Here is a 12,588-nt window from a genome sequence, read left to right on the forward strand (position 1 = left end):
TGCATGTGCGGCCAATTTTATAATTCATTTGAGTAATGCAGACATTGGTAGATATAGATCGTGGCCTGTTGGCTTTTTTTAACGGTAGCGATTCTTTGTTTATGGACAATCTGGTGGTAACGCTTACATCCGGATTGACCTGGATACCATTGTATCTGTCACTTTTGTATGTTGTTATAAAAAATAATGAGACGATGAAACAGATAATGCTTATTATAGGTTGTGTCTGTTTGTGTATCGTTATTTCAGATGGGGTAGTAGATTTTTTAGTAAAGCCACTTGTCGGAAGGTTCAGGCCGTCTCATGATCCGTTGATAAAATACAGCATTGATGTTGTTGACGGTATGCGTAGCACTTCTTATGGTTTTTTTTCCGCCCATGCTTCAAATACGTGTTGTATAGCAGTCTTCTTCTCATTATTAATCCGTAACAAGATTTTTGTGATAGCCATGTCGGCATGGTCTTTAATTAATTGCTGGACACGTATGTATCTTGGCTTGCATTATCCGAGCGACATAGTCGTAGGCTTGATTTGGGGAAGCATTGTTGGTTTTTCCGTCTATTACGTATATATAAAGTCATATCTGCGCATACACCCAGATTTTAACTATATTTCCTCACAATATACTTCGACCGGATATAACCGCGTAGATTCGGATGTTGTATTGATTGTGTTGGTTCTGACTTTACTTTTTGCCATAGTCAAGGCATTGGTATTTTAGTTTTTTATTAATGTATGGATACAAGACATATTCGCATAAAAGATTTTAATTATAATTTGTCGGATGAACGTATAGCAAAATTTCCGGTGGCTAAGCGTGATCATAGTAAACTGCTTATTTATAATAAGGGGGCGATTTCGGAAGACATGTTTTTTAATATAACGGATTATCTTCCGAAAGGTGCATTGATGGTGTTCAATAATACGAAGGTAATACAAGCTCGAATACATTTCAGGAAAGATACCGGAGCCATTATCGAGGTTTTTTTGCTCGAGCCTGTAAAACCGGCTGATTACGAGCAAATGTTTCAGACAACATGCGGATGTTCATGGCTCTGTATGATAGGTAATTTGAAAAAATGGAAAGAGGGCAGTTTGCGGCGTACTTTTAATGTCAAGGGTCGTGTTGTCACACTTTCTGCAACACGCCGTCATGAGCAAGGTACAAGTCATTGGGTGGATTTTGAATGGGATGATGAAGATGTGACATTTGCGGACATTCTTGATTGTGTTGGTGAGTTGCCAATACCTCCATATTTAAACCGTGACACACAGGACAGTGATAAGGTTACCTATCAAACCGTTTATTCTAAAATAAAGGGAAGCGTAGCGGCACCAACGGCAGGACTTCATTTTACGGATTCGGTATTGGCGTCGATAGACAGTCATGGCATTGAGCGTGAAGAGTTGACACTCCATGTTGGAGCGGGTACGTTCAAGCCGGTAAAAAGCGATGAGATTGCCGGGCACGATATGCATACAGAATATATCTCGGTAAGTCGTCATACGCTTGAGCGTTTAATAGCCCACAATGCTGAGGCCATAGCCGTTGGTACGACGAGTGTCCGCACGCTTGAAAGTCTGTATTATGTTGGCGTAAGGTTAGCCGGTAACCCTAATGCTACTGAGGAGCAGCTCCGTATAGAGCAATGGGAACCGTATGATACAGATTCTTCAATATCTCCTGTTGAGGCATTGAGAAATATTGTAGATTATTTAGACCGTAATGATATGGGCACGTTTCATGGAAGTACGCGGATAATCATTGCCCCGGGATATGAGTACAAGATAGTCAAGATACTTGTTACGAACTTCCACCAGCCTCAGAGTACGTTACTCTTGCTTGTAAGCGCATTTGTAAATGGTGATTGGAGAAATATTTATGATTATGCCCTTGAGCATGATTTCAGGTTCTTGAGTTATGGTGATAGTTCATTATTGATACCATAAAGTTTTATTTGAAATGAAAAAAGGAGATAAAGTTAGGTTTCTAAGTGAAATTGGCGGCGGAATAGTTGCCGGTTTTCAAGGTAAAGATATAGTGTTGGTTGAAGACGAGGATGGATTCCAGATACCCGTGAGGGTTAACGATGTTGTGGTTGTCGAGAACGATGACTACCATGTAAATCCTATTGCGCCAGAACCTAAGAGTCATGAAGAAAAGGATTATGCCCCGGCCGGCCGACCTGTAACGTTCAGGGCAGAACCGGAAGAACGCAGGGGAGGTGACGCTTTGTCGGTATATCTTGCTTTTATTCCTGTTGATCCAAGGGAGATGACTCGTACGAAGTTCGAGGCTTACCTTGTAAATGATAGTAATTATTATGTAGCTTATTCGTATTTGGCTTCCGAGGGGGCAAATTGGAGTATGCGCTCGGTTGGAGAGATTGAGCCGAATACGAAACTGTTTATCGAGGAATTTGACAAGGAGGGGCTTGGCACACTCGAGCGCGTGGCGGTACAGCTCATGGCGTATAAACGAGGTAAAAGTTTTATGCTTAAGCCTACGGTAGACGTTCAATTGCGTATAGATACCGTTAAGTTTTATAAGTTGCATACATTCCAGGAAAATGATTTTTTTGAGGAGCCTGCGTTGCTTTATACCGTCATTGAAAATGACCAGCCGTCACGCCCGCTTGTTATTGACGCAAAAAAGTTGCGGCAGGAGATGGCCCGTAAGGCATCTAATGATGTAGGGCCGCAAGTTGTAAGGCCGGCCCGTAAGCAGGTAAAGGACGAACCTGTAGTGGTTGACCTGCATGCGGGAGAGCTCCTGGATACAACAGCCGGCCTTACGGCTGCCGACATACTAAATTATCAACTTGACGTGTTCCGCAAGAAGATGGAAGAGTATAAGAACCATCATGGAGCCAAGCTAATTTTCATACATGGTAAGGGAGAGGGAGTGTTGCGCCATGCCATTATCCACGAGCTTGATTATCGCTACAAGGGTTGCAGGTATCAGGACGCCTCGTTCCGCGAATATGGATATGGGGCTACACAGGTAACGATAAAATAATTCGGCTGTTATTTTTATAAAAACAGGTTTATTTATGGAAAACGGATTCATAAAGGTCGCTTCGGCCGTACCTTCGGTAAAGGTTGCCGATTGTGAGTATAACGTCCAACAGATAGAGAACATAATAGCACAGGCAGAAGGTAAGGGCGTGGAGGTAATAGTCTTTCCGGAACTCAGCATTACCGGTTACACATGCCAGGACTTGTTCCGCCAGTCTCTGCTGCTTGAGCAAGCAGAGACGTCAGTGCTGATGTTGCTTGATTTCACCAGAAACCTTGACATCGTATGCATCGTGGGGCTGCCTGTCGTGGTGGGTGACGTACTGCTTAATTGTGCCGCGGTAATACAGAAGGGCGACTTGCTTGGGCTCGTGCCTAAAACTTACTTGCCCAATTATAGCGAGTTTTACGAGAAACGTTGGTTTGCTTCGTCGCAGGACCTGCAGCCTACGGAAATCCGTTTTGCTGGCAATACAGTGCTTGTTACGCCGCAGCCCACGTTGTTCCGTACTTGTGATGGAGTGCTTTTCGGCATAGAAATATGCGAGGATGTATGGGCTCCCGCGCCGCCAAGCAATGTTCTCGCTTTAGCTGGAGCCGACATTATATTTAATTTATCGGCCAGTGACGAGCTCATAGGTAAGCATGCTTACCTTAAAAGTTTGTTGTCACAGCAGAGCGCGCGTACTATTTCCGGCTATGTGTATAGTGGTTGCGGTTTTGGCGAAAGTTCGCAGGATATGGTTTATGCCGGTAATTCCCTTGTCTACGAGAACGGCCACTTGATAGCCGAGGGTGAGCGTTTCAGCCTTGCTCCGCAAACGGTGATAAACCAAATCGACGTGGAGAAGTTACGTAGCGAGCGTCGTACAAATAGTACTTACGTTAACGCGCAGCGCGGACATTCCGCCCGTATAGTAAATGTTCACGGCGTGTCTATGCGTGATTTTGAGTTACTGCGTGACGTAGAGCCTCATCCTTTTATACCGAAAACGGCGGATATGGAACAGAGTTGTGACGAGATATTTTCCATTCAGGTTGCGGGATTGGCCAAACGCCTCGTTCATACTGGATGCAAGACCGTTGTTCTTGGCATTAGCGGAGGACTTGACAGCACGCTGGCCCTGCTTGTATGCGTGAAGACATTTGACAAACTTGGACGTGACCGAAAGGGAATTGTAGGCGTGACAATGCCCGGTTTCGGTACAACCGACCGTACTCATTCTAATGCCGTTGACTTGATGCACGCCCTTGGCGTAACCAGCATGGAAATAAGTATATCTGACTCGGTACGACAACACTTTAAGGACATAGGGCAGGATATGGCCGTGCATGATGTCACATACGAGAACAGCCAAGCGCGTGAACGTACGCAGATACTCATGGACCTTAGTAACAAGTTGGGAGGCATGGTTGTCGGTACAGGAGATTTGTCGGAACTTGCTCTTGGCTGGGCAACTTATAACGGTGACCACATGAGTATGTACGGTGTAAACGCGGGTATACCTAAGACCCTTATCAAGTATCTTGTGGAGTTTGTCGCGTCTAAAGTCGACGAGTCGTCACGTTCCACGCTATATGACATACTTGATACCCCTGTCAGTCCGGAGCTTATTCCTGCTGACGAGAATGGCAACATAAGCCAGAAGACAGAAGAACTGGTTGGTCCGTATGAGCTTCATGACTTTTTCTTGTATAATATTCTGAGGTTTGGTTTCCGTCCGCGAAAGATATTTATGCTTGCACGTAGGGCGTTCGACGGCAGCCACGAGGGTGCATCTTTCTATGACGATGATACAATCAAAAAGTGGCTTAAGACGTTCTTGCGCCGCTTTTTTGCGCAGCAGTTCAAGCGCTCATGCCTGCCTGACGGCCCCAAGGTGGGCAGCGTGAGCCTTAGCCCGCGCGGTGACTGGCGCATGCCGAGTGATGCATCTGCGTCGCTATGGCTTAAGGAATGCGAACAGTTATGATACGCTTGTTCATCATCGTTGCGTAATTTGCCGTGGTATTAATGCTAATGGTGTTAGGATGTGAAATTTTGATAACGGCAGATGTTTTCCGAAAGGTCATGTCTTGTCATGCGAAAGGTCGTCTTTTATCACTTAAAAGGCGGCCTTTCAGGATGTAAAAGGCCGCCTTTTGGAAGCATGCTGATTTTTATGTAATTACTTGTTGCTGTTCAATATGTTCATTGAACATACATAAAAAAATAAAAGGTCGTTTCCTTTCATTTTTATTTTGTATTGTCTTCAACTTGCACTATCTTTGCAGTTTGAAATGAAAAAAGATATGGCCAACAGGTACGAAAACAACAAACAGGATGAGTACGCCTATTTTCTGGTTAAAGAGGATAAGCCTTTACTCGAGTTCCTTTTAGAGACTGTCACTCACGAAAGCCACACTAAGATAAAGGCTACGTTGCGTGGCCGTGGTATAAAGGTAGACGGAAAGACGGTTAGCCAGTTTGATTATCCGTTGAAACCTGGTATGAAGGTGGCGGTAAGTAAACGTAAGCGTGACGGAATGCAGTTGAAGAGCCGTTACGTAAGACTGGTGTATGAGGACCGGTATCTCGTGGTGATAGAGAAGAATGTTGGCATACTGTCGATGGCAGCGGGACACAGCTCGTTGAACGTAAAGAATGTACTTAACGATTATTTCCACAAGAGCCGTCAGCGGTGTACGGCCCATGTTGTGCACCGGCTTGACCGGGATACGAGTGGCCTGATGGTTTATGCCAAGGATATGGAAACGGAGCAGATTCTGGAACATAACTGGCATGACATAGTTTATGACCGCAGGTATGTAGCAGTTGTGAGCGGTGAGATGGAAGATGACAGCGGGACAATAACCAGCTGGCTGAAGGACAACAAAGCTTACATAACTTATTCGTCGCCTGTTGATAACGGCGGAAAGTATGCGGTGACACATTTCCGTACACTTGCACGTACTACCGAACACAGCCTCGTTGAATATAGTCTTGAGACTGGACGTAAGAACCAGATACGTGTACATTCTGCCGATATGGGTCATCCGGTATGCGGTGATGTGAAATACGGTAACGGTGACGACCCTCTTCACAGGCTTTGCCTGCATGCTTACGTGCTTTGTTTTCGGCATCCTGTAACTGGTGAGAGGATGGAGTTTGAGACACCGATTCCGGCCACGTTCAAAAGGCTGTTTTAATTTGCGGCTTTTACGATTAGGAGGATGACTTCTGGATTTTAATTCTTAATTGAAATGGGTAATTTCGGATATTATATTTTTTGCATAATCGCGCTTGTCGTGGTCTTTTTTATCTTGAAGAAAATAGCAGGCTGCCTAATGAAGACACTTGTTCTTGCCGTATTGGTCGGCGTGCTTGTAGCTTTGTATTTTCTTGTGTTTAAGTAGCCCGGTGCGTGAATTGTTGATAGATTAATCATGGATGTTCATAACACCGAAAAGGGCAAATAATAACTTTAATGTTGTCACAAAGCCGGAATTATGACATTTGCATATTACAGATTTCCCAACGAACGCATTTATACGGCAATAAGACAGTTTGACGATAATGTTGAGCGCTTGTCTTCGTTTGAAGATTTGAACGGAAAGGAAGGATTCGTCATGGCGCCGTTCCGCATTTCAGAATCAACCCCCTTGCTGCTTCTACGTCCAGACACGATTGTGCGTAAATCCGTTCAGTGTGACGTGGATTTTGAGGAGAGTGCGTTTTTCGGTAATGATGTCTGTAATGAGCATGAAATGTACGGACGTGTATTTGCACTTTTTCATGAAAAACTTGTTGACGGCAGTTTCTCAAAGATAGTGCTTTCGCGGTGTGCGTGCGAAGAAGCGGCATGCAGGTTGTATCCGTATAAACTGTTCATGCGGGCATGCGTTCTTTATCCTCGCATGTTTGTGGCGTTGGTTTCTACGCCGGTGAGTGGTACATGGCTTATGTCTACGCCTGAGACTTTACTCGAGAAAACAGGTGAGGGATGGCATACAATGGCCTTGGCTGGAACAATGCGCCTCGGTAGCGATGATACGGATACAGCGCTGGAAGCGAGAAAGCTCAAGGCGGATATTAGTGAATGGAGCCGGAAAAACATTATGGAGCAGCGGTATGTTGCAAAATATATAGAAGAATGTCTGGAACATTATGCCTTGAATCTGAGAATCTCTGCGCCATATAGCCGTCGTGCTGGTTTTGTTAAGCATTTATCAACAGATTTTTTATTTGACTTGAAAGAAGGTGAAGGTATCGGGAACTTGATAGGAGAACTTCATCCGACACCTGCTGTATGCGGTATTCCCAAACAGGCAGCTTTTGATTTTATAACGCGGAATGAATCGTATGAACGTGCTTATTATAGTGGTTTCGCAGGACCATTGTCATGTGGCGGCATGACCAGGCTGTATGTTACTTTGCGTTGCATGAGTATTATGGGGCGTAAAGTAGAGCTTTACGCTGGTGGAGGACTCCTTAAAGATAGTGAAAAACAGAATGAATGGCTTGAAACGGAAGCCAAAATGGAAACAATGAGAAAATGTTTGGCGATAAAGAGAATATAAATATATTGACGGCACTGCTTGTGGCTCATGGCGTAAAACGTGCAGTAGTTTGCCCTGGTTCGAGGAATGCTCCTATCATACATAATCTGAACGAGTGTGAAGAAATAACCTGCTATCCGGTAACCGACGAACGCAGTGCGGCCTTTTATGCTTTAGGCATGTCATTGGCGGATAATGCGCCGACGGTAGTATGCGTCACGTCAGGCACGGCATTGCTTAACCTTGCCCCTGCGGTAGCGGAGGCTTCATATCGTCATCACGGTCTTATCGTAATTTCAGCCGATAGACCAGCGCCGTGGATAGACCAGCTTGACGGACAAACTTTACCTCAGTATAATGCTTTGGGGCATTTCGTTGGTAAATGCGTCAATCTACCTGAACCGACAAATGATACAGAACGTTGGTATTGCAACAGGCTTGTTAATGAGGCATTACTATCTGTAACGGCTCATGGACGGAAGTCAGTACATATTAATGTTCCGATATCGGAACCTCTGTTCGATTTCCGAACGGAGACAATAACTCATCAACGTGTAATACGTAGTGTTTCATCGTCATTGGATATAGAGGCGTTCCGTCGTTTTGTGAGTCATATGCTGTCAACCGCAAAACGTCCTATGTTATTGGTCGGACAGATATGTGAGCGTATGGATGAGGTGGAGAAGGCTTTGAAGATAATAGAGCGTAGCATTGCCGTATTGGCAGAACCACTGTCTTCCGGAGGACAACGTCTGTTTGATTTAACGCTTGCTGTGCATGGTGACGAAGATGGATTGGTTCCGGATTTTTTGTTGTGTGTTGGCGATACATTGGTAAGTAAGCGTGCTAAGGCATTCTTGCGTAATAATGATATAGCCGAAACGTGGCTTGTTTCAGAGGATGGCAATGTCTATGATACTTTCATGCAATTGACTGGAGTTTTTGAAGGCAATCCTGTCGAGGCAATCTTGAGTCTTGCTGACATAGTCAATGATGACGTGATTGATTGTAGACATGCCCAACAGTATGCAACGATGTGGAATGCCCGAATGTGTGAAATTGCAAGACAAATGGTCGAGATCGAACCGTCTTATTCACAGCTTGCTGCCGTTCGTGAGTTCGAGATTTCGCTTGAAGACATGGATTATGCATTCAATGTACATTATGCAAACAGCAATGCTGTGCGCCTTGCATGTATTTATTCTGGACATTATGTTTGGTGTAATCGTGGCGTAAACGGTATTGAAGGCAGTCTTTCGGTAGCGGCAGGCTTCTCGGTCGTTTCTGATAGTATGGTTTTTTGTGTAATTGGTGACCTTAGCTTTTTCTATGACCAGAACGCTCTTTGGAATACGAATATCGGTGGTAATTTTAGGATATTGTTGTTGAATAATGGATGTGGAGGCATATTTTATAGCTTGCGGGGGCTGGACGAGAGCAAGGCTTTTGACAGGCTCGTGACTGGTCATCATAATACTACGGCAAAAGGAATTTGTGAACAAAACGACGTAGGATATTTGTCAGCGCGTAATATGGATGAATTGCGTCTTGGTATGGCTTCTTTCATGACAGTGAACACTAAACGTCCGTTGTTGTTTGAAGTCTTTACTGACGCCGTAAAAGATAAGGAGGCAATAAAGTATTTCATGCATGAGCTTAAGAAAAACAAAATAAAGAAGTAATCGTATTTTAAAAAAGTATATATTATGGCACTAAGAGAATGGAAACCTATCAAGGGGTTTGATTTTAAAGAAATATTGTTTGAGGAATATAACGGTATAGCAAAAATAACAATCAACCGTCCTCGATACCGAAATGCCTTCACTCCACGAACCACATGGGAAATGAGCCAGGCTTTTTCTTATTGTCGCGAAGCGGGGCAAATAAGTGTTGTAATACTCACGGGAGCAGGAGATAAGGCATTTTGTTCAGGAGGAGACATGCATGTTAAAGGCCGTGGGGGATATGTTGGCGAGGATGGTGTTCCTCGTCTTAACGTATTGGATGTTCAGAAACAGATCCGTTCCCTGCCTAAGCCTGTAATAGCAATGGTCAATGGGTATGCTATCGGCGGAGGGCATGTGTTGCATGTTATGTGCGATCTTACGATTGCCAGTGAGAATGCCGTTTTCGGACAGACCGGTCCTAAGGTGGGTTCTTTTGATGCTGGATTTGGCGCTTCATATTTAGCTCGTATAATAGGTCAGAAGAAAGCTCGTGAGATGTGGTTTATGTGCCGCCAATATTCAGCGCAAGAAGCTGAGCGCATGGGGCTGGTGAATTGTGTCGTACCGTTTGACAAATTGGAAGATACCTGTGTTGAATGGGCTGAAACGATGATGGAGCGCAGTCCGCTTGCTCTGAGAATGATAAAGGCTGGCCTTAATGCTGAACTTGACGGACAAGCCGGAATACAGGAACTTGCCGGTGACGCAACCATGTTGTATTATTTCCTTGACGAGGCGCAAGAAGGAGGAAAGGCATTCTTGGAAAAGAGAAAGCCCGACTTTAGCAAGTACCCTAAATTGCCGTAATATGACGTCATAGAGGGTGAATAAGTAGCTATGTGTTCAAGTTGTTTATTGAAAATGAAATATAAAATAAAGATTGTACGGCGTGTTCTGCACTTCAAGCAGCCTGCCGGAACTTCACGGGGAATATATACTGAGAGGACGTCATGGTTCTTGGAGTTGACTTCACCAGACAAACTGGGCTGTATCGGCATAGGAGAGTGCGCTCCATTGCCAGGACTCAGTTGTGATTATGTTGCCGATTATGGTGATGTGTTGCGTCGGTTTTGTGATGACTTCGAGCAGACAGGACAGATTGATTATGTCCGGATGAGGGACTATCCGTCCATGCTTTTCGGACTTGAGACGGCGTTGAGGCACTTTAACGTAGGCCAAACGGCTTTGTTCAATACGCCGTTTGGGCGTGGAGAAGAAGGAATACCAATAAACGGTCTTGTATGGATGGGTACTTATGAGGAGATGCTTGGACGCATTGAAGAGAAGATAGCGATGGGCTTCAGATGTATAAAACTGAAGGTGGGAGCTATTGATTTCGACCGTGAACTTGACTTGGTGAAGCGCATTCGCGAGCGTTTTCCGTCATCCGAGATGGAACTTCGCCTTGATGCAAACGGCGGTTTCGCTCCTGATGAGGCGTTGTATAAACTTGAACTCTTGTCACAATACTCAATTCATTCCATCGAACAGCCTATAAAGGCTCATCAATGGAGTTATATGGCTGAGTTATGCCGTGAGTCGCCGTTGCCGATTGCGCTTGACGAGGAACTTATCGGTATAACCGATCCTTCAATGATGGGATATATGCTTAACGTAATACGTCCGGCATATATAATAATCAAGCCGTCGCTGCATGGTGGAATGTATGGTACAATGAAATGGATTGAAGCTGCCGGAGAGCATAATGTAAAGACTTGGATAACGAGCGCGTTGGAGAGTAACGTCGGGCTGAACGCCATCGCCCATCTTGCCGCTCATGTTTACGGACCGCATATTACAATGCCACAAGGTCTTGGTACAGGGCAGTTATTTACTGATAATATTGAAATGCCCGTGGAAATCAGGGGAGATAAGCTGTTCTATAATCCTTGAGTGGCACGCGTTAATCATTTTATTAAGCGGTTTATGCTGTTAAATGAATTTCTTTCTGAGTGGAATAACAGTTCGGATAAAGTACTTGTCCGTACAAGCGGTTCTACGGGAAACCCGAAACCGATGTGGGTAGAGAAGCGGCGTATGGAGGCCAGTGCCAGGTTGACATGTGATTTTCTCGGCCTAAGTGCAGGGGATACGGCTTTGTTGTGTATGCCTCTTGATTATATTGCCGGAAAGATGGTTGTGGTACGCTCAATTGTCAGGAACATGAGGCTGATAAGCGTCAAGCCCTCAGCTCGCCCTTTTTCCACTTTGTCTGGGCCTGTAGATTTTGCTGCCGTCACTCCAATGCAGGTCTACAATACCATCAAGTATCCTCGAGAGCGTGATATAATGGCAGGAACACGACATCTGATAATAGGAGGCGGAGCAATTGACAATGTGCTTGAAGAGGCTATAAGATCGTTGCCGAATCCGGTATGGAGTACATATGGCATGACCGAGACTTTGTCGCATATCGCCCTCAGGCGGCTGAACGGACCGGCTGCCGACAGCTGGTACACGCCATTTGAAGGTATAACTACTGTTATAGGTGATGATGGCTGTCTCGTAATAAATGCCCCGATGTTGAATCCTGATGTCTTATATACGAATGATCTTGCCGAGATGCATCCTGACGGTCGACGTTTCCGTATCCTTGGCAGGAAAGATAATGTCATAGATAGCGGCGGTATAAAAATAAGGATTGAAGATGTTGAAAAGGCACTTAGTGGACATCTTGCATTTCCGTACATGATTACAAAAACGAAGGACGCATGTTATGGCGAAATCGTTGTATTGCTGATTGCTGGTAATGACGTCTCGGCGGCTAAATCAGTATGCGAGTCCGTTCTTCCGCATTATTGGCGTCCGAAGGCATATCTATCGGTCACTCGTATTCCGATGACGGCCACAGGTAAGCCAGCAAGGGCCGAAGGAATGAGGATTGCCGGAAAGCTGTTGATGGGTACGGATACATGCGCGAAGCAATAGGGCACCTTTTACCTTCCGAAAGACGGCCTTTCGGAAGGTAAAAGGCCGTCTTTAACAGACCGAAATGCGGTCTTTGTGTCTTTTCCTGAAATAGGTTGACAGTTTTTGTTTAAATAAACTACATTATTTTACACACTCTTGATAGAGGTACTGGAATAGTTGACATCGCATCAGGAAATGTGCCGCTTTACTTTACATTCCCGGTCTTTGTCAGGCGGACCCGCGGGGCCGCCTGACAAAATCGCAGCAAAGATACTATCTTCCGTTGTCATTCCCTCCATGCCCCACCGTTTTTTTTCTTTTCCACAGCCGTTTTTGTTCGCCGCTCCCGGCGTGCGCCGTCTCCGGGGTGTTGTTACCGATGCTCATGTGGGG

At 45.0% G+C, this 12,588-nt stretch carries 10 protein-coding genes; all 10 read left to right on the forward strand.

Annotation, left to right across the window (positions count from 1 at the left end; translation table 11 throughout):
- Nucleotides 1-35 precede the first annotated feature (35 nt).
- The 10 genes from H6A34_RS07625 (at nucleotide 36) to H6A34_RS07670 (ending at nucleotide 12,213) form a co-directional block, all read left to right on the forward strand.
- On the forward strand, nucleotides 36-722 hold the full coding sequence (locus H6A34_RS07625; RefSeq protein WP_021948382.1) for a phosphatase PAP2 family protein: 687 nt from the start codon (nucleotides 36-38) through the stop codon (nucleotides 720-722).
- Nucleotides 723-736: 14 nt separating this feature from the next.
- Nucleotides 737-1,951: an S-adenosylmethionine:tRNA ribosyltransferase-isomerase gene (locus H6A34_RS07630; RefSeq protein WP_205104610.1), complete on the forward strand. Its 1,215-nt coding sequence runs from the start codon at nucleotides 737-739 to the stop codon at nucleotides 1,949-1,951.
- Between the two features lie 13 nt (nucleotides 1,952-1,964).
- Nucleotides 1,965-3,020 carry a DUF2027 domain-containing protein gene (locus H6A34_RS07635; protein WP_205104612.1) on the forward strand — a complete coding sequence of 352 codons (1,056 nt, stop codon included), beginning with the start codon at nucleotides 1,965-1,967 and terminating at the stop codon, nucleotides 3,018-3,020.
- Between the two features lie 34 nt (nucleotides 3,021-3,054).
- Nucleotides 3,055-4,992 carry an NAD(+) synthase gene (locus H6A34_RS07640; RefSeq protein WP_205104614.1) on the forward strand — a complete coding sequence of 646 codons (1,938 nt, stop codon included), beginning with the start codon at nucleotides 3,055-3,057 and terminating at the stop codon, nucleotides 4,990-4,992.
- Nucleotides 4,993-5,311: 319 nt separating this feature from the next.
- Entirely contained in the window at nucleotides 5,312-6,208 is an 897-nt protein-coding gene (locus tag H6A34_RS07645) for an RluA family pseudouridine synthase (RefSeq protein WP_420870820.1), read from the forward strand.
- Nucleotides 6,209-6,508: 300 nt separating this feature from the next.
- Nucleotides 6,509-7,579 carry a chorismate-binding protein gene (locus tag H6A34_RS07650; protein WP_205104618.1) on the forward strand — a complete coding sequence of 357 codons (1,071 nt, stop codon included), beginning with the start codon at nucleotides 6,509-6,511 and terminating at the stop codon, nucleotides 7,577-7,579.
- Nucleotides 7,555-9,240: a 2-succinyl-5-enolpyruvyl-6-hydroxy-3-cyclohexene-1-carboxylic-acid synthase gene (gene menD, locus H6A34_RS07655; RefSeq protein WP_205104619.1), complete on the forward strand. Its 1,686-nt coding sequence runs from the start codon at nucleotides 7,555-7,557 to the stop codon at nucleotides 9,238-9,240. The genes H6A34_RS07650 and menD overlap by 25 nt, the downstream gene beginning before the upstream one ends.
- A gap of 24 nt (nucleotides 9,241-9,264) precedes the next feature.
- The gene (gene menB / locus H6A34_RS07660) at nucleotides 9,265-10,092 is read left to right on the forward strand and encodes a 1,4-dihydroxy-2-naphthoyl-CoA synthase (RefSeq protein ID WP_021947773.1); all 828 of its coding nucleotides are present in this window, start codon (nucleotides 9,265-9,267) and stop codon (nucleotides 10,090-10,092) included.
- Nucleotides 10,093-10,146: 54 nt separating this feature from the next.
- Nucleotides 10,147-11,178, forward strand: coding sequence for an o-succinylbenzoate synthase (menC, locus tag H6A34_RS07665; protein ID WP_205104622.1), 1,032 nt, complete (start codon nucleotides 10,147-10,149; stop codon nucleotides 11,176-11,178).
- Nucleotides 11,179-11,211: 33 nt separating this feature from the next.
- Complete coding sequence (locus H6A34_RS07670; RefSeq protein ID WP_205104624.1) at nucleotides 11,212-12,213, forward strand: AMP-binding protein; 1,002 nt, start codon at nucleotides 11,212-11,214, stop codon at nucleotides 12,211-12,213.
- Nucleotides 12,214-12,588 lie beyond the last annotated feature (375 nt).

Origin of the sequence: Marseilla massiliensis, assembly GCF_016899855.1 — a bacterium.
In the GTDB taxonomy this organism is placed as follows: Bacteria; Bacteroidota; Bacteroidia; order Bacteroidales; family Bacteroidaceae; genus Prevotella.